This window comes from Streptomyces sp. NBC_00091 (assembly GCF_026343185.1).
Lineage (GTDB): Bacteria > Actinomycetota > Actinomycetes > Streptomycetales > Streptomycetaceae > Streptomyces.
Genome location: NZ_JAPEMA010000001.1, coordinates 1518094 through 1534557 on the forward strand (window position 1 = coordinate 1518094; position 16464 = coordinate 1534557).

19 protein-coding genes are annotated in these 16464 nt (G+C 70.6%); 9 read left to right on the forward strand and 10 right to left on the reverse strand.

Features of this window, described 5'->3' with window-relative positions; translation table 11 throughout:
* Positions 1–3: 3 nt before the first annotated feature.
* Positions 4–561: an HAD domain-containing protein gene (locus OOK34_RS06535; RefSeq protein ID WP_267032916.1), complete on the forward strand. Its 558-nt coding sequence runs from the start codon at positions 4–6 to the stop codon at positions 559–561.
* A gap of 19 nt (positions 562–580) precedes the next feature.
* Here the strand turns inward: OOK34_RS06535 and mobC are convergent, their stop codons facing one another.
* From mobC to OOK34_RS06555, 4 genes are all read right to left on the reverse strand, one after another.
* On the reverse strand, positions 581–931 hold the full coding sequence (gene mobC / locus OOK34_RS06540) for a plasmid mobilization relaxosome protein MobC (RefSeq protein ID WP_267032917.1): 351 nt from the start codon (positions 929–931) through the stop codon (positions 581–583).
* 495 nt (positions 932–1426) lie between these two features.
* Positions 1427–2137: a DUF2637 domain-containing protein gene (locus tag OOK34_RS06545; protein ID WP_267032918.1), complete on the reverse strand. Its 711-nt coding sequence runs from the start codon at positions 2135–2137 to the stop codon at positions 1427–1429.
* Between the two features lie 326 nt (positions 2138–2463).
* Entirely contained in the window at positions 2464–3756 is a 1293-nt protein-coding gene (locus OOK34_RS06550; protein WP_267036646.1) for a DUF3631 domain-containing protein, read from the reverse strand.
* A gap of 95 nt (positions 3757–3851) precedes the next feature.
* Positions 3852–4058 (reverse strand): helix-turn-helix domain-containing protein, encoded by a 207-nt coding sequence (locus OOK34_RS06555; RefSeq protein WP_267032919.1) that lies wholly within the window; start codon positions 4056–4058, stop codon positions 3852–3854.
* Between the two features lie 125 nt (positions 4059–4183).
* On the opposite strand from OOK34_RS06555, the gene OOK34_RS06560 reads away from it, so the two are divergent.
* Both OOK34_RS06560 and OOK34_RS06565 read left to right on the forward strand, forming a co-directional pair.
* Entirely contained in the window at positions 4184–4684 is a 501-nt protein-coding gene (locus OOK34_RS06560) for a helix-turn-helix domain-containing protein (protein ID WP_267032920.1), read from the forward strand.
* Positions 4685–4706: 22 nt separating this feature from the next.
* On the forward strand, positions 4707–5825 hold the full coding sequence (locus OOK34_RS06565; RefSeq protein ID WP_267032921.1) for a site-specific integrase: 1119 nt from the start codon (positions 4707–4709) through the stop codon (positions 5823–5825).
* A 107-nt stretch (positions 5826–5932) separates the two neighbouring features.
* Here the strand turns inward: OOK34_RS06565 and ychF are convergent, their stop codons facing one another.
* Complete coding sequence (ychF, locus tag OOK34_RS06570; RefSeq protein ID WP_267032922.1) at positions 5933–7021, reverse strand: redox-regulated ATPase YchF; 1089 nt, start codon at positions 7019–7021, stop codon at positions 5933–5935.
* Positions 7022–7169: 148 nt separating this feature from the next.
* Between ychF and OOK34_RS06575 the strand changes: the two genes are divergently transcribed.
* Entirely contained in the window at positions 7170–7628 is a 459-nt protein-coding gene (locus OOK34_RS06575; protein ID WP_267032923.1) for a DUF6542 domain-containing protein, read from the forward strand.
* Between the two features lie 14 nt (positions 7629–7642).
* Here the strand turns inward: OOK34_RS06575 and ppgK are convergent, their stop codons facing one another.
* The gene (ppgK, locus tag OOK34_RS06580) at positions 7643–8383 is read right to left on the reverse strand and encodes a polyphosphate--glucose phosphotransferase (protein WP_323183405.1); all 741 of its coding nucleotides are present in this window, start codon (positions 8381–8383) and stop codon (positions 7643–7645) included.
* A 21-nt stretch (positions 8384–8404) separates the two neighbouring features.
* Complete coding sequence (locus tag OOK34_RS06585; RefSeq protein ID WP_267032925.1) at positions 8405–9409, reverse strand: 4-hydroxy-3-methylbut-2-enyl diphosphate reductase; 1005 nt, start codon at positions 9407–9409, stop codon at positions 8405–8407.
* An 86-nt stretch (positions 9410–9495) separates the two neighbouring features.
* Here OOK34_RS06585 and OOK34_RS06590 point away from each other — a divergent pair, with 86 nt between their 5' ends.
* The 4 genes from OOK34_RS06590 (at position 9496) to OOK34_RS06605 (ending at position 13199) form a co-directional block, all read left to right on the forward strand.
* Entirely contained in the window at positions 9496–10902 is a 1407-nt protein-coding gene (locus tag OOK34_RS06590) for an APC family permease (RefSeq protein ID WP_267032926.1), read from the forward strand.
* A gap of 33 nt (positions 10903–10935) precedes the next feature.
* On the forward strand, positions 10936–12216 hold the full coding sequence (gene xseA, locus OOK34_RS06595; RefSeq protein WP_267032927.1) for an exodeoxyribonuclease VII large subunit: 1281 nt from the start codon (positions 10936–10938) through the stop codon (positions 12214–12216).
* 52 nt (positions 12217–12268) lie between these two features.
* Positions 12269–12508, forward strand: a complete 240-nt coding sequence (locus OOK34_RS06600) for an exodeoxyribonuclease VII small subunit (protein ID WP_267032928.1) — start codon at positions 12269–12271, stop codon at positions 12506–12508.
* A gap of 100 nt (positions 12509–12608) precedes the next feature.
* Positions 12609–13199 (forward strand): malonic semialdehyde reductase, encoded by a 591-nt coding sequence (locus tag OOK34_RS06605; protein ID WP_267032929.1) that lies wholly within the window; start codon positions 12609–12611, stop codon positions 13197–13199.
* Positions 13200–13292: 93 nt separating this feature from the next.
* Here the strand turns inward: OOK34_RS06605 and OOK34_RS06610 are convergent, their stop codons facing one another.
* Positions 13293–13820 (reverse strand): DUF4245 domain-containing protein, encoded by a 528-nt coding sequence (locus OOK34_RS06610; protein ID WP_267036647.1) that lies wholly within the window; start codon positions 13818–13820, stop codon positions 13293–13295.
* Positions 13821–14045: 225 nt separating this feature from the next.
* Between OOK34_RS06610 and glpX the strand changes: the two genes are divergently transcribed.
* Positions 14046–15077, forward strand: a complete 1032-nt coding sequence (gene glpX / locus OOK34_RS06615; protein WP_267032930.1) for a class II fructose-bisphosphatase — start codon at positions 14046–14048, stop codon at positions 15075–15077.
* A 153-nt stretch (positions 15078–15230) separates the two neighbouring features.
* Here the strand turns inward: glpX and OOK34_RS06620 are convergent, their stop codons facing one another.
* Positions 15231–15608, reverse strand: coding sequence for a WhiB family transcriptional regulator (locus OOK34_RS06620; protein ID WP_323183476.1), 378 nt, complete (start codon positions 15606–15608; stop codon positions 15231–15233).
* Positions 15609–15763: 155 nt separating this feature from the next.
* Positions 15764–16453 carry a DUF1707 domain-containing protein gene (locus OOK34_RS06625; protein ID WP_267032931.1) on the reverse strand — a complete coding sequence of 230 codons (690 nt, stop codon included), beginning with the start codon at positions 16451–16453 and terminating at the stop codon, positions 15764–15766.
* Positions 16454–16464 lie beyond the last annotated feature (11 nt).

Genomic DNA, 16464 nt, shown 5'->3' on the forward strand with positions numbered 1-16464 from the left:
CCGATGACCCTGCCCTACCTGCTCTTGGACATCGACGGCGTCCTCATCCCGTTCCCGGCGGCAGATGGCAGCACCCCACCCACCCACGTCCGCCACACCGTCCTGCCCACTGGCCGGCACCCCGACGATCCCGTCCCCATCTGGCTCGACCCCAGCCACGGCCCGCTGCTCACTAGCCTCCTGACTGGCGGCCTCGTCACCCCAGTTTGGTGCACGAGCTGGCGCAAGGACGCCACCACGATCATCGGGCCGCTCCTGGGGCTGCCGGACTTCCCCTACCTCGACCTCCCCCGCCCACAGATCACCACCAGCCATCCCGACGGCTACCTGTGGAAGCGCGACCACGTCGACCCCTGGCTCGGCAGAGCACCCGTCGTCTGGATCGACGACGACTTCACCGTGCTCGACCACGCCTGGGCTGCCGAACGCACCGCCCGCGGCTGCGCCACCCTCCTCGTCCAGCCGGACCCTTACATCGGTCTCCAGCCGAGCCACCTCGCCGATGTGCGGGACTGGGCGGGCCTCCTGGACGCAGCGGGTGGAACGACGGAAGCCGCATAGCATGGGCCTCGCGTCCGGTCTACGAAGCGGATCGATCCGACCGGGCGTTCCGATGATCAATAAGCCGCGTCACCGCATCGTCCAGCCTCTTCGCCGTGCGATGGACGGCTTCCAGCACGGAATGGGCGCCAACACCATCAGCCCCCGAGTTCAGTGCCTTGGCAACCTGGTTCAGGTTGTTGCCGATGTACCCGAGCTGGCGTCGCGCGGCGAAGATCTCGACAACGATCTCTCGTTCACCGGCAACCTCAGCGGCTGTGCGGTTCAGGTCACTCGACGCGGCGAGCGCGCAGTGCGCGAGGAAGCCAGCAGTCGTCATGCCGGAGACCTGGGCACCCGCGCTGATCTCGACGAGCTCCTCTTCGCTCACACGGACCGTGCAGAAGATCTTGCGCTGCGAAGGCTTCCGATGACGCCTTCGGACTCGCGAGAGCGGCTGAACCGGCTGCCGACCTTCTTCAAGCTGCAGGCCGCCCTCGGCCTCAGCTTCCCCCTCCGGCGCCCCCTGGTGCCGGAGGGTCCCTTTGGATGCTCCGCCGACGGTGGAGTGTCCAAAGGGATAACTTGCTCCGCTCGCGGTCGGCATTGCGGCTGTGTCCTGTCCTGCAGCTGCATCGGTCGAGAATGCGAGGTCGTCGCTCCCTTCGTTGGAAGCAGCGTCGTTCGTGTTGTCGATCAGGGTGAGTCTCCTTCACACGGCGTAGCGGCAGCGGGCGGCGACTCGACCACGGGCAACCGTGCGGCCGGGATCCAAGCCATCCGCTGTTCAGTCCCCAGGTGGGGGCACTACCGGGGGACAGAAGGGCGGGTGACCGGGTGGTCGGAAGGGGTTCCGACCACCCGATCGGGACCGTCGTCTTGGCGGTCAGCTGAGGTTCGCCTCGGTCTCGAACTCGGGTCGCAGGATGTTCATCGCCTCGGTCAGCCGTTCACCGCCGAGCTTGAGGTCCTCGTCCTTTACGGCCTGCCGGACCACTGCCCGGCTGAGGCGTCCTTGCTGAACGGCAGCTGCACGTCCGATTTCGACGATCCTGTCGAGGGGTGCGTCCGCCGGCCGACCACCCTGCGCTTGGGGCTTCGGTTCCTCGTCCACCACTGCGGAGGCCACGGTCGCGACCTCCGCTACAGAACCGGTCTCGCGGGTGATGAGGATGCGGAGGTGGACCGCCCCAGCGAGAGCAAGCGGGGCAAGGGTGGAGAGGATGCCGACCGTGAGGTCGCTCAGCCGCAGAGTGCTGGAGGCCGTCTGTTGGTTGAGGCGTACCGCGTGCAGGGCGTTGGCCCAGGTGCTGGCGGCGGTGGCGGTGCCGAAGAGGGTCCACACGTACAGGCGGGCGCGGAAGGACGTGCCGCGCAGGATGATGAGGGCGCGCACGCCGTAGGCGATGAACCCGTCGATGAGCAGCGGGAAGAGGTACGTCAGGAATCCGCGGACGTGGATGGCCACGGCCATCTGCTGCAGGGCGTCGTACGAGAGCGCGCATCCGGCGGCGCCGAGGGTGAGGATCGCGGCGTGGTCCCAGGCTGTGGCGCGGCTGGGCAGAGGTATGTGGGTGGGTGGCGCGAGGGTGGCCATGTGGTGCGAGCACTCCAGGGGTGATGGGGGTGTTGTGTTGGCCCGTCTTTGCCGTCTTGGCCGTTGCAGGCGCAGGTCAGGGGCGGTACGGCAGTGATGCGGCGCTCCGTCTCGGTCCCATCCCGGCGGGCGGCCTGTGACCTGCGGCGATACGGCGGAGACGCCTGGGACGCGGCAAGACGGATGTGGGCGGCGTATCAGTGGTGCGGCGCGGGCAGTCTTGATCGACTTCCGTCTTGGCCCCAGTTGCCGTCTCGGCTGCATGCGTCTGACCTGCGGTGCGACGGCAGGGACGGCACGGACGGCAACCGGGGTGGGGCGGGGTCTCAGCCCTCGCTGGGGCCGGGGCCGGCGGCGTCGACGGGGTGGACACCAGGGCAGTACCGGCGCCAGGTATCGAGGAACTTGTTGCGGGTGTAGCCCTTGCGCTGGGTCTTGTCCGCGAGGCGGACGTTGCCCGACTTGATGCCGTACTCGCGGAGCAGGGAACCGAGTTCGCGGGCCGTCAGGCCACTGCGACCCCAATCCGCCCACGGGCCTTCGGCGTCACCGCGCAGGGAGCCGAGGATCTCGTCTGTGGTCAGGCTCTCCGGCTCGCGCTGGGCGAAGAAGATACGGCGGATGTCGGCGAGGATGCGTGCGCCACCAGGGTTGTCCTCCTCTGCCTGGACCTCGTCGGAGACCATCTGCGTGCAGGCCGCGCGAGCCAGGCGTGGCCACGGGCCGCCTGCGAGGTCGGCGGTGATGACCAGCGGTTCCCAGGTGTCGGCAGCACGGTCCTCGACTGGCATCGACGGTTCAAGGTCTGCGGCCTTGTCCAGCAGCGGCCTTGCCCATGCGGCGATGCGGTCACGGAGATTGTGAAGGGAAGGGGTGTCGCGGCGGGAGCGGAAGGGGTGCACGCTCTCGCCCTCGGCCCGGCGCCTCATGCGGATGACCACCGAGCGGTCCATGATCGTGTCAGGCAGGTCACCGATCCCAGCCAGGGCCGCCATCGCGAAGGTGGCGAACCTGTGGGGCGTGTGGTCGTTGCCGACCACCCGGGTGACGTAGCGATTGCGCTGATGACCCGCGTTGAGCAGGCCGCGCATCTCCTCATTCTTCTCGGCCATCTTCGGAGTGCCGAAGATGGTGTCCGCCTCGTCCACGAGGAGCGTGGGCGGCTCCTCGGTGATGGATCGGAAGATCGCCGCCGGAGTGGTGTTGATGGTGAGCATCGGCTCGTGGACCGTCTCGGTCAGCACATCCAGCAGCCGCGACTTGCCGCACCGCTTCGCGGGCCCGACCACGGCCAACCGTGGGGCGTGCTGCCATGAGGGCTGAAGGTGAGTCGCTGCAACCCACAGCGTGACCGCGTCGAGGGCTCGCTCGGAGGGCAGGATCACGAACCTGGCGATCTGTCCTCGTAGTTCTGACAGCAGCTCGGCGCCCTCAGTAGCCGGCGCGTCCGGAATCTCCGCAGGCTCGGCTGGTGGTACCTCTTCAACCTCCGCGGGGACCTGGTCCCGGACGATGTCAGGCTGGCCAGGTACCGCCACCGGAGGCCATCCGGCCTGATGAGCGGCAGGGGTGTTCGGGGTCGCGGGGTGAAGCAATATGAACTCCTTCTGGTGGTACATCGGGTTGTCGGAACCGGCTCCACTGGTTCGATTCGATTCGCTCTCGGGTGGGGTGTTCACGCCGTGGGCTGTCGCCATGTCAGGGTCGGCGGCCATCAAGCTCCCAGAGTCCAGTTGCTGCGCAGCCCGTCCTGACTGAGTAGTTCCTGGTCGAAGCGAGCGAGCTCGGCTTCGCTGTAGAGGACTCGGCGACCGACCTTCACGCCCCGAGGGCCGTAGCCCGTGTGACGCCAGTACCGGACTGTGCTCTCGGCGGTGCGGTAGCGCTCCGCCACTTCGGCGGTAGTGAGGTAGGGGCCCAAGATTTTCCAGTTCGACTAGGATGCTTTCCGTTTCGGCTAGACAGTGCCACGCAGAGCCGGGTTAGTCAAACCGGAGAGTCCATGTTTCAATTGGGATAGCCACTGGGCATGAGACGGAGGGTGACATGAAGGACGGACCAGGCGACGGCAGCGCGCCGCTGCTCTACAGCGAGGGCAACGCGGCGGCGCGCATCGGGCTGGAGCGCGAGGTCAGGGGGTGGAGCACGACCGAACTGGCCGCCCGCATGACCAAGGCTGGCGTGCCGATGAACCAGACGGCCGTCTGGCGCATCGAGAACGGCAACCCGCGCCGCAAGATCACCCTCGATGAGGCGCTCGGCTTCGCCCGCGTCTTCGAGCTGCCCCTCGAAGAACTCATGTCACCGCCCCTGGACGGTCTCGACCTCGACGGCCGGCGCATCGTCCAGGAGGCAGTCGAGGCGTTCTACGAGTCCCGCGATGCGCAGGACCGCCTCCACCACGCGGTCGTCGCCATCGCCGAGTACATCGAAGCCCACCCCGAGGGCTCGAAGGGCATCCACCTGCAGGTCCTCCGCCTCATGGGCGAGGAGCGCGAGGCCCGCGCCCTCGCCGAGTACATCGAAAGCGGCGGCTACTACCACTGATCACCGAGGAAAGAAGACCCACTTGGCGAACATCCAGAAGCGACCCAACGGCAAATGGCGCGCCCGCTACCGCGACCTCGACGGCAAGGAGCACGCGCGCCACTTCGACCGCAAGATCGACGCCCAGCGCTGGCTCGACGAGGTCACGACCAGCCTTGTCACCGGGCAGTACGTCGACCCGAGGTCGGCGAAGAAGCCCTTCAAGGAGTACGCGGAGGAGTGGCGGGCCAGCCAGCCACACCGGCCGTCGACGGCCAAGGCCGTAGCCCAGCACCTGCGTTGCTACGCCTACCCCGTGTGGGAGAAGCGGGCACTCGGCGCGATCAAGCCCGGTGACGTGCAGAGCTGGATCACCAGCCTGACGACCACCCACAAGCTCGCCGCGAGCACCTCCCGCACCGTCTTCAACACGGTCAACGCGGTCTTCCGGGCAGCGGTCCGCGACCGCATGATTCCGCACAACCCCTGTACGGACGCGAAGCTGCCTTCCGTGCCCAGGAAGAAGGTCGTACCCCTGGCGGTCGAACAGGTGCGGACGCTGGCCGAGGAGATACCCGGACGCTACAAGGGCCTGGTCCTGCTGGGCGCCGCAACGGGGCTCCGCCCCGGGGAGCTGTTCGGCCTCCAGCTCCGGCACGTGGACCTGCTGCAGGCGACCGTCTCGGTCGAGCAGCAGATTCAGCAGACGGCCAAGCACGGCGTGTACGTCGGGCCGCCGAAGACCGCCCGTTCGCACCGAACGGTTCCGCTCCCCCGCGTGGCGGTGGACGCCATGAAGGCCCACCTGCGGGACTTCCCCGCCAATGGGCCCGAGAGCTGGATCTTCACGGCGCCGCAAGGCGGACCCGTGGTCTACACGCACTTCATGGACGGGTCCTGGCGGCCCGCCTGTGCGAAGGCCGGCATAGCGAAGGGCATCGGACCCCACGCCCTCCGGCACCACTACGCCAGCCTGCTGATCAAGCACGGCGAGTCCGTGAAGACGGTCTCCGAGCGCCTCGGCCACACCAACGCGGCCATGACGCTGAACATCTACACCCACCTGTGGCCTGACTCCGAGGAGCGGACCCGGGCCGCCGTCGACAAGGCGTACGCGGACCAGTCCGCCGGTGCCCAGCCACAGGTCGACGAAGTGGCGTAGCCGCTCCCCCGGCGCTGATCGAAGTCAGCACGCTGCGGACTCTGTGCGGACAGCAAAGGCCACCCAACCCGCTCCACCGCAGGTCAGACGGCCTTTCGCCGAACGTATTAGACGTTGAAGCGGAACTCGACCACGTCGCCGTCCTGCATGACGTACTCCTTGCCCTCCATGCGGGCCTTGCCCTTGGCGCGGGCTTCGGCGACCGAGCCGCAGTCGACCAGGTCCGCGAAGGAGATGACCTCGGCCTTGATGAAGCCGCGCTGGAAGTCGGTGTGGATCACGCCGGCGGCCTCGGGGGCGGTGGCGCCCTGCTTGATGGTCCAGGCGCGGGTTTCCTTCGGGCCTGCCGTCAGGTAGGTCTGGAGGCCCAGGGTGGCGAAGCCGACGCGGCCCAGGGTGGCCATGCCCGGCTCGTCCTGGCCGACCGACTGGAGGAGCTCGAGGGCCTCGTCGTCCTCCAGCTCGATGAGCTCCTGCTCCAGCTTCGCGTTCAGGAAGATCGCCTCGGCCGGGGCGACCAGCGCGCGCTGCTCGTCCTTGAAGGCCTCGTCCGTCAGCTCGTCCTCGTCCACGTTGAAGACGTAGAGGAAGGGCTTGGTCGTGAGGAGGTGGAGCTCGTGGAGGAGGTCGCCCTTCTCCGTGCCCTTGGTGATGCCCTTGGAGAAGAGGGTGTCGCCCGCTTCGAGGATCTTCTTGGCCTCGACGACGGCCGCCAGGACCGCGACCTTCTCCTTCTGGAGGCGGGACTCCTTCGTCAGGCGGGGCTCCGCCTTCTCGATGGACTGGAGGTCGGCGAGGATCAGCTCGGTGTTGATCGTCTCGATGTCGTCCTTGGGCGAGACCTTGCCGTCGACGTGGACGACGTTCTCGTCCTTGAAGGCGCGGATGACCTGGCAGATCGCGTCCGACTCGCGGATGTTCGCCAGGAACTTGTTGCCCAGGCCCTCACCCTCCGAGGCGCCGCGCACGATGCCCGCGATGTCGACGAAGTCGACCGTCGCCGGGAGGATCTTCTGCGAGCCGAAGATGCCGGCCAGGATGGCGAGGCGCTGGTCCGGGACGCCGACGACGCCGACGTTCGGCTCGATGGTGGCGAACGGGTAGTTGGCCGCCAGCACGTCGTTCTTGGTCAGGGCGTTGAAAAGGGTCGACTTGCCGACATTCGGCAGGCCGACGATTCCGATCGTGAGCGACACGTTGGCGACTTCCCGTAGCTGGAGGGGGCGGCGGCCCGGAGTGGGCCATCGGACAGTTTACTTTCCGATGAGCGGCACTGGATGTACGCGTGTCCGTGAGGGGATACGGGGGCCGCCCGCCTAGTTTGGTGGGGTGGAGCAATACAGGATGCGTTCGGTACGTCACCCGCAGGTGCCCGCACAGCTGCGGCGGCCCGCCGCGCCCCGGCGGCTGCCCCGGCCCAAGCTGACCGGGCTCGGCGGCGGGCTGTTCGGCTGCCTGGCGATGCTGCTGGTCGCCGGGATCTCCTGGCTGCTCTTCGACTCCTCGCTGTTCGCGTACGGGCTGCTCTTCCTGCCCGTCGCCGCCGCGATCGCCGTGTGGGTGCGGCCGGCGGACCTGATCACCGCGCCGATCTCGGCCCCCATCGCCTTCGCCGCCGGAGTGTGGCCCGTCTCCGGCGGCTCCGGCGGCTTCGGCGGGGAGCTGATGGGGGTGGTGTCCGCGCTGTCCCTGCACGCCGGCTGGCTGTACGCGGGGACCCTGGCCGCCGCCCTGATCGCGCTGGGGCGGCGTGCCGCGCTGAGCGGGCGCCGGCGCGCTGCCCGGCGTAGCGCCGCCTACTGAGCGGCACCTCGTGGCTAGAGGTCGCGGGCCGCCATCGCCGCGCCCACGATGCCCGCGTTGTTCTGGAGCTTCGCGGGGACGATCTCCGCGCGGACCCCCTCGATCAGCGGCAGGAACTTCTCCGGCTTGCGGCTGACGCCGCCGCCGAGGATGAAGAGGTCCGGGGAGAAGAGCATCTCCACGTGGGCCAGGTACTTCTCCAGCCGGCGCGCCCAGCGCTCCCAGCTGAGGTCCCCGTCCTCCTTGGCCTTGACCGAGGCCCGCGTCTCCGCGTCGTGGCCCTTGAGCTCCAGGTGGCCCAGCTCCGTGTTGGGCACGAGCGCCCCGTCGCGGAAGAGCGCGCTGCCGATGCCCGTGCCCAGCGTGAGCAGGACGACCGTGCCCGCCACCCCGCGCCCCGCCCCGTACGTCATCTCCGCGACGCCCGCCGCGTCCGCGTCGTTGAGGACCGTGACCGGCCTGCCGTCCAGCCGGGAGGAGAGCAGCGCGGCCGCGTCGAGGCCCACCCAGCCCGCGTCGACGTTGGCCGCCGTCCGGGTGAAGCCGTGCGTGACCACGCCCGGGAAGGTCACCCCGACCGGGCCCTGCCAGGAGAAGGCCCCGACCACCTCCGCGACACAGCCGGCCACCCCCTCGGGGGTGGCCGGCTGTGGGGTGAGTACCTTGTGGCGCTCCTGCGCCAGCTCGCCGCGCTCCAGGTCCACTGGAGCGCCCTTGATGCCGGAACCGCCGATGTCCACACCGAAGATCTGCATGGACATACGGTACGAAAGGACTTACTTCTCGGCGACCAGTTCGGCAGCCTCCGCGCGCAGGTCGCGGCGGAGCTCCTTGGGCAGGGAGAAGACGATCGACTCCTCGGCGGTCTTGACGATCTCCACGTCCGCGTAGCCGCGCTCCGCGAGCCACTCCAGCACCTCCTCGACCAGCACCTCCGGCACGGAGGCGCCCGAGGTCAGGCCGACCGTGGTGACGCCCTCCAGCCAGGCCTCGTCGATCTCGCTCGCGAAGTCGACCAGGTGGGCGGCGCGGGCGCCGGCGTCCAGGGCGACCTCGACCAGGCGGATGGAGTTCGAGGAGTTCTTCGACCCGACGACGATGACCAGGTCGGACTCGGAGCCCATCACCTTGACCGCGGCCTGGCGGTTCGAGGTGGCGTAGCAGATGTCGTCGCTGGGCGGGGAGACGAGGAGGGGGAACTTCTGCTTCAGCGCGTCGACGGTCTCCATCGTCTCGTCGACCGAGAGGGTGGTCTGGGAGAGCCAGACGACCTTCGACTCGTCGCGCACCTCGACCTTGGCCACGTCCTGCGGGCCGTCGACGATCGTGATGTGGTCCGGGGCCTCGCCGGAGGTGCCGATGACCTCCTCGTGGCCCTCGTGGCCGATGAGGAGGATGTCGAAGTCCTCGTTCGCGTAGCGGATCGCTTCCTTGTGGACCTTGGTGACCAGCGGGCAGGTCGCGTCGATCGTCGCGAGCTTTCCGGCCGCCGCCTCCTCGTGCACCACCGGCGCCACGCCGTGGGCGGAGAACATCACGATGGAGCCCGGCGGGACCTCCTCCGTCCGCTCGACGAAGATGGCGCCCTTCTTCTCCAGCGTCTGGACGACGTACTTGTTGTGCACGATCTCGTGGCGGACGTAGACCGGAGCACCGTACTGCTCGAGGGCCTTCTCGACAGCGATCACGGCACGGTCCACACCCGCGCAGTAACCGCGCGGGGCGGCGAGCAGGACGCGGCGGGAGGCGGGAGCAGGGGCGGGAGCAGTCATACGCTCCATCGTACGGGGGTCTCCAGCAGGCCGGACGTCGCCCGTCCGGCACAGACTTGGCCGAATGTCCGTCCCGACCGTCACCCGGAGGAACGATGGCATCCGCTACGGATTCCAGTACGGCCGCCCCCGCGGCGCTGCGGCGGAGCCTGGGCTTCCGTGACCTGGTGGTCTACGGGCTGCTCTTCATCGCGCCCATGGCCCCGGTGGGGGTCTTCGGCACCCTCGACGCCCGCTCGCACGGCGCCGTCGCCCTGGTCTACCTCGCCGCGACCGTGGCGATGGCCTTCACGGCCTTCTCGTACGCGCAGATGGTGCGGGTGGCCCCGCAGGCCGGCTCGGTCTTCACGTACGCCCGCAAGGGGCTCGGCGAGGGGCCGGGGCTGATCGCCGGGTGGATGGCGATGCTCGACTACCTGCTGATCCCGGCGGTGGCGTACCTGTTCTCCGGGATCGCGATGCACGCGCTGGTGCCGGAGGTGTCCCGGTGGGTGTGGACGGCCCTGGCGGTGGTGGTCACCACCCTGCTGAACCTGTGGGGCGTACGGGCGGCCGCGCGGGTGGGCTTCGCCGTGCTGGCCATGGAGATCGTGGTCCTGCTGGTGTTCCTGGTGGCGGCGGTGACCGTGCTGGTCCAGGACGGGCCCCGGCGCGGCTGGCTCTCGCCGCTGACCGGCGACGGCTCGCTGGGCTTCTCGGCGGCCGCCGTACTGGGCGCGGTGTCGGTCGCGGTCCTGTCGTACCTGGGCTTCGACGCCATCGCCTCCTTCGCGGAGGAGGTCACCGGGGGCAGCGCCCGGGTGGCCCGGGCGGTGCTGTTCTGCCTGGCGCTGACCGGGGTGCTGTTCATCGCGCAGACCTACCTCGCGGCGCTGCTGACCCCGGTGTCCTCGGCGGAGCTGGCCGCCGACCCGGCGCGGCAGGGGCCGGCCTTCTACAACGCGGTCGAGGCCTCGGTCGGGCCCTGGCTGCACGACCTGGTGGCGGTGAGCAAGGCGGTCGGGGCGGCCTTCGCGGCGCTGGCCGGGCAGGCGGCGGCCGGGCGGCTGCTCTTCGCGATGGCCCGGGAGCGGCGGCTGCCGGGCGCGCTGGCGCGCACCTCGGACGGCACCCCGCGGGCGGCGCTGCTGGTGGCGGCCACGGTGACGCTGGTGGCGGCGGTGTGGGCGGCCCGGCGCGACGACGGCCTCGACCACCTGGTCTCCGTCGTGGACATCGGGGCGCTGGTGGCCTTCACCCTGCTGCACGCGTCGGTGGTGGGGTGGTTCGTGGTGAGGCGGCGGGAGGGAGCGCCGGTGTGGTGGAAGCACCTGGTGGTTCCGGTGCTGGGGGCGGCGGTGACCGTCGCCGTGATCGTGGAGGCGTCCTGGACGGCGCAGCTGGTGGGGGCGGTGTGGCTGGCGGTGGGGCTGGGCGTGCTGTTCGCCCAGCGCGGGCGCGGCGCCGGTCCGGCCGGGTCCGGCGGCTGCCGGCCGGGGCCCGACACCCGCCCCGGGGCCTGAGGCGCTGTCAGCGGCGCCGGTTAGCCTGCGTACATGGGTCTCAATACGTCGGCTGATGCGCCGCTGCCGGTCGGTCAGGTGTCCCGGCTCATCGGGGGCTGGATCGACCGGCTGGGCCAGGTGTGGGTGGAGGGGCAGATCACGCAGCTGTCCCGGCGGCCGGGGGCCGGGGTGGTGTTCCTGACGCTGCGCGACCCGTCGCACGACATCTCCGTCGGCGTGACCTGCTTCCGCCAGGTCTTCGACGAGGTCGCGGACGTGGTCTCGGAGGGCGCGCGGGTCGTCGTACTGGCCAAGCCGGAGTGGTACGCCCCGCGCGGGCAGCTGTCCCTGCGGGTGACCGAGATCCGCCCGGTCGGCATCGGGGAGCTGCTGGCGCGCCTCGAGCGGCTGAAGCGGTCGCTGGCCGCCGAGGGGCTCTTCGCCCTGGAGCGCAAGAAACCGCTGCCCTTCCTGCCGCAGCTGATCGGTCTGGTGGTGGGGCGGGCCTCGGCGGCCGAGCGCGACGTGCTGGAGAACGCGCGGCGTCGCTGGCCGGCAGTCCGCTTCGAGGTGCGCAACGTGGCGGTGCAGGGGGTCCACGCGGTGCCCCAGGTGGTGGAGGCGGTCAAGGAGCTGGACGCGCGGCCCGATGTGGACGTGATCATCGTGGCGCGGGGCGGCGGCAGCGTGGAGGACCTGCTGCCCTTCTCCGACGAGGAGGTCGTACGGACGGTCGCGGCCGCCCGCACCCCGGTGGTCTCGGCGATCGGGCACGAGCCGGACTCCCCGCTGCTGGACCTGGTCGCGGACCTGCGGGCCTCCACGCCCACGGACGCGGCGAAGAAGGTGGTCCCGGACGTCGGCGAGGAGCTGGAGCGGGTACGCCAGCTCCAGGGCCGGGGGCTGCGCGCGCTGCGCGGGCTGCTCGAGCGGGAGGAACGGGGGCTGGCGCACGCGCTGGCCCGGCCGGTGTTCGTGCACCCGCAGCGGATGGTGGAGACCCGGGAGGCCGAGCTCGAGGCGCTGCTGGCCCGCAGCCGGCGCACCCTCGGGCACCTGCTGGACCGGGCCGACTCCGAGCTGGAGCACACCCGCGCCCGGGTGCTGGCGCTGTCGCCGGCGGCCACCCTGGAGCGCGGGTACGCGGTGCTCCAGCGGGCGGACGGGCACGTGGTGCGGGCTCCGGAGGAGGTCGCGGCGGGCGAGGTGCTGCGCGCGCGGGTGGCGGCGGGCGAGTTCAACGTGGCGGTCACCGAGCCAGGGGCGGGCAAGGAGCCGGAGGCGGCGGTGGAGGCGGGCTCGAGCGCCGGGCCAGGCCCGCTCGAGAACTGACACATTCCGGCACGAATTCGATGTAAGCGACATCTACGATGGGACACTGGGAATGACTGACACCGACACGGCGCTGGGGTACGAACAGGCCCGCGACGAGCTCGTCGAGGTCGTCCGCAAGCTGGAGGCGGGCGGCACCTCCCTGGAGGACTCCCTCGCACTGTGGGAGCGCGGCGAGGAGCTGGCGAAGGTCTGCCGGCACTGGCTCGAAGGGGCCCGCGCCCGACTGGACTCGGCGCTCGCCGCCCGGGAGGCCGCGGCCGGCGAGGGCGAGGGCGGCCGCGAGGAGTGACCCGGGTCACCCGCTGGGAAAGTAGTTGAAATTTCATCTACTTTCCTCGTAGAGTCGGAGACGTCGCCCGCTCCACTTCCGTACAGAAGAAGGCTTACCGATGTCTCTCGTGCTCGACGCTGCCGCTCAGGACCTGCTGTTCCGCGAGGCCCGCACCGCCAACTCGTTCTCCGACGAGCCGGTGACCGAGGAGCAGGTCCAGGCCATCTACGACCTGGTGAAGTTCGGCCCCACCGCCTTCAACCAGACCCCGCTGCGCATCACCCTGGTCCGCTCCCCCGAGGCCCGCGAGCGCCTGGTCAAGAACATGGCCGAGGGCAACCAGGCCAAGACCGCCACCGCCCCGCTGGTCGCGATCCTCTCCGCGGACAACGAGTTCCACGAGGAGCTCCCCCAGCTGCTCCCGCACTTCCCGCAGGCCAAGGACGCCTTCTTCGCCGAGCGCCCGGTCCGCGAGCAGTCCGCACTGGTGAACGCCACCCTCCAGGCCGCCTACTTCATCGTCGGCATCCGTGCCGCCGGCCTGGCCGCCGGCCCGATGACCGGAATCGACTTCGCCGGCATCCAGAAGGAGTTCCTGGACGCCGACCACACCCCGCTGATGGTGATCAACATCGGCAAGCCGGGCGAGGACGCCTGGTTCCCGCGCTCCCCGCGCCTGGAGTTCGACCAGGTCGTCACCACCGTCTGAGCGACACCCGGACACCCGGACACGCAGAAGGCCGCCGCGCCCCGGATTTCCGGGACGGGCGGCCTTCTCTCGTACGCGTCGTACGCGCAGGACCTACCGGGCGTCCGGCCCCTGCTTGAACTCCAGCGCCGCCGCCATCGCGCCCAGCTGCTCGAAGGAGGCCGTACCGGTCACGACGGTGACGTAGCCCTGCTCCTGCCGGACGAGCGCGTCGTACTTCTCGCCGTCCCAGCGCTCCCAGGTCCGGTCGCCGACCTGCTGGGTCTGCCCGGTGGCGGTCGCCCGCCGGGTGACCTTGGCCACGTTCTTGGCGGAGGTGTCGGTGGACTGCTCCACGGCCACGTACTGCCGGTCCGGGTCCTGGAAGCCCAGGTGCCAGGCGTTCGCGTTCTTGCGCTCGTAGGTCACCGAGGTCGCCCGCCACTGCTCCGGAAGGCCCACGGGGACGGCCACGGGGTACGGAGCCGCGCGCCGCGCCGTGATCGTCTCCACCCGGTAGTCCACCGTGCGCGTCGGGTCGGCCTTGTCGTCATGGGGGACGAAGATGTAGATCCCCGCCACGACCACGCCGATCAACGCCAGCGACCGGACCATGTCCCAGACCGTCTGCTTGCCTTTCATACCTGCCACCGCACCATCGTCCCGCATCGCCGGGGGCGATCAGCGCCGGGGTGGCGTGTCGGCCGCCGGGGGCGCGCCGACAGGGGGCGGACCCTGTCCGCTCAGCCGGACCGATTGATCGATATGCCGCTCATACGTGACCCGGTCTGCTCAATATGTCGATGAACCGATAGAGTTCCAGCACCCTCACATCCCGGCCGTCGTCGTACAGAAAGGTGCGCTCCGATGACCGAGCACAACCTGCCGCCCCAGCTCGAAGTCTCTCCCGACTCGCCCGACCGCAACCTCGCCCTGGAACTCGTACGGGTCACCGAGGCCGCGGCCCTCGCCGCGGGCCGGTGGGTCGGCCGCGGCGACAAGCTCGGCGCGGACGGCGCCGCGGTCAACGCGATGCGGACCCTGATCTCCACCGTCTCCATGAACGGCGTCGTCGTGATCGGCGAGGGGGAGAAGGACGAAGCCCCCATGCTCTTCAACGGCGAGCGGGTCGGCGACGGCACCGGCGCCGAGGTCGACATCGCCGTGGACCCGATCGACGGCACCACGCTCAATGCCAAGGGCATGCCGAACGCCATCGCCGTCCTGGCCGCCGCCGACCGCGGCACCATGTTCGACCCGTCCGCGGTCTTCTACATGGACAAGCTGGTCACCGGCCCCGAGGCCGCCGACTACGTCGACATCAACGCCCCCGTCTCGGTGAACATCCGCCGGGTCGCCAAGGCCAAGAACATCGCCCCCGAGGACGTCACGGTCGTCATCCTGGACCGCCCCCGCCACGAGGGCATCGTCAAGGAGATCCGCGAGACGGGCGCCCGGATCAAGTTCATCTCGGACGGCGACGTCGCGGGCTCGGTCATGGCGGTGCGCGAGGGCACCGGCGTGGACCTGCTCCTCGGCATCGGCGGCACCCCCGAGGGCATCATCTCGGCCTGCGCCGTCAAGTGCCTCGGCGGTGTGATCCAGGGCAAGCTCTGGCCGAAGGACGACGCCGAGCGCCAGAAGGCCATCGACGCGGGCCACGACCTCGACCGCGTCCTGACCACCACCGACCTGGTGTCCGGCGAGAACGTCTTCTTCGTCGCCACCGGCATCACGGACGGCGAGCTGCTGCGCGGCGTCCACTACCGCTCGGAGACCGCGACCACCTCGTCGCTGGTCATGCGCTCGAAGTCGGGCACGATCCGGCAGATCGACTCCACGCACCGCCTGTCGAAGCTGCGCGCGTACAGCGGCATCGCCTTCGACCGCGCCCAGTAGGAGCGGTCCGGCCGGCAACGGCACGCCGAAGGGGCGGTCCCTGTGCGGGGGACCGCCCCTTCGGCGTGCGTACGCCGCTTCACGGTTCCTGCGCCGCCGAGCTGCTCCCCGGCGCGGGCCCTACGCCGCCTCGCGCCTGCGGCGTCGGGCCGGTCAGCCCGCGGCGGCGATCGGCCCCGGTGCGCCCGCGCCGGGGAGCAGCTCGGCGGCGCGGCGGCGCCTGCGCCCCAGCACCACCCGGCGCTCGGCGGCGGTGAGCCCGCCCCAGACCCCGTAGGGCTCGGGCTGGAGCAGGGCGTGCTCGCGGCAGGCGACCATCACGGGACAGCGCGCGCAGACCCGCTTGGCGGCCTCCTCGCGGGCGAGCCGGGCCGCGGTCGGCTCCTTGGACGGCGCGAAGAAGAGTCCCGCCTCATCCCTGCGGCACACGGCCTCCGCGTGCCATGGGCCGTCCTCTTCCCTGGCCGGAACCCGCGGCCTCGGCACGGCGGCCGGGCGCGTCTGAAGACTCTGGACGGCGGCGGCCTGCAGGGACTGATGCGGCGGATGCGGCACGGTCTACTCCTGACGACGTATACGCGAGCGAGCGACGATGCACCAGTCCCTACCCGCTGTGCGTGCCCCTATGCACCGTGTGCCACCGGGGCGACCGGGTTCGTCCGAAACCGGCCGCCGCGCGGACGGGTTCAGTCCAGGTGCTTGCGGAGCCGGTCGGCCAGGTCGACCAGGCGGGCGCCGCGCCTGGGGTGGGCCTCGATGTTGCCGAGCAGCGCGAAGCCCCGGACGATCACCACGGGGGCCTGCGGGTCGGCGGCGAGGCCCTCGCCGCGCACTTCGAAGTTGCCGAGGACCCCGCTGCCGTAGCCGCGCAGGGTGACGTTCTCCGGGACGAGCACCTCGACGTTGCCCAGGACGCTGGTCACGTTGATCTCGGTGACCTGCTGCTCGAAGACGGCCTCGGTGAGGTCGATGGTGACGTCCCCCATGACCGAGATCGCGCGGGTGCGGGCGCCGGGGCGCCAGCGGCCCTTGCGGGCGGAGCTGCTGAACACCGCGACCACCGTCTCGACGGGCCCGGCGGAGGCCGGGGCCGGGAGGCCGGCGGCGGGGGCGGCCGGCCGGTGGGCGGCGGTGGCCGCCGGGAGGTCGCGTACCAGCAGGTCCAGCTCCCCGACCGTCTTGACCGCGTACAGGGTGTCGAGGCGCTCGGAGTGCTCCTCGGCGGTCAGCCGGCCCTCCGCGAGGGCGTCGGAGAGGATCTGGGCGATCCGGTCCCGGTCGGCGTCGGAGGCGCGCAGCCCGCCGGGCGCGGGCTCGGCGGCCATGGCGGCGGGCACGGCGGGGGCAGGGGCGGCGGGGTGCTTTTCCAGGTCCACGTCACCCAGCA

Bases quoted from the DNA above. Each gene is read 5' to 3' on its own strand.
- OOK34_RS06560 (WP_267032920.1), top strand. From the start codon at position 4,184: ATGAAGGACGGACCAGGCGACGGCAGCGCGCCGCTGCTCTACAGCGAG.
- xseA (WP_267032927.1), top strand. From the start codon at position 10,936: ATGGGTCTCAATACGTCGGCTGATGCGCCGCTGCCGGTCGGTCAGGTG.
- OOK34_RS06610 (WP_267036647.1), bottom strand. From the start codon at position 13,820: ATGAAAGGCAAGCAGACGGTCTGGGACATGGTCCGGTCGCTGGCGTTG.
- OOK34_RS06550 (WP_267036646.1), bottom strand. From the start codon at position 3,756: ATGTACCACCAGAAGGAGTTCATATTGCTTCACCCCGCGACCCCGAAC.
- OOK34_RS06605 (WP_267032929.1), top strand. From the start codon at position 12,609: ATGTCTCTCGTGCTCGACGCTGCCGCTCAGGACCTGCTGTTCCGCGAG.
- ppgK (WP_323183405.1), bottom strand. From the start codon at position 8,383: ATGCAGATCTTCGGTGTGGACATCGGCGGTTCCGGCATCAAGGGCGCT.
- OOK34_RS06585 (WP_267032925.1), bottom strand. From the start codon at position 9,409: ATGGAGCGTATGACTGCTCCCGCCCCTGCTCCCGCCTCCCGCCGCGTC.
- OOK34_RS06535 (WP_267032916.1), top strand. From the start codon at position 4: ATGACCCTGCCCTACCTGCTCTTGGACATCGACGGCGTCCTCATCCCG.
- OOK34_RS06590 (WP_267032926.1), top strand. From the start codon at position 9,496: ATGGCATCCGCTACGGATTCCAGTACGGCCGCCCCCGCGGCGCTGCGG.
- OOK34_RS06545 (WP_267032918.1), bottom strand. From the start codon at position 2,137: ATGGCCACCCTCGCGCCACCCACCCACATACCTCTGCCCAGCCGCGCC.
- glpX (WP_267032930.1), top strand. From the start codon at position 14,046: ATGACCGAGCACAACCTGCCGCCCCAGCTCGAAGTCTCTCCCGACTCG.
- OOK34_RS06600 (WP_267032928.1), top strand. From the start codon at position 12,269: ATGACTGACACCGACACGGCGCTGGGGTACGAACAGGCCCGCGACGAG.
- OOK34_RS06575 (WP_267032923.1), top strand. From the start codon at position 7,170: ATGCGTTCGGTACGTCACCCGCAGGTGCCCGCACAGCTGCGGCGGCCC.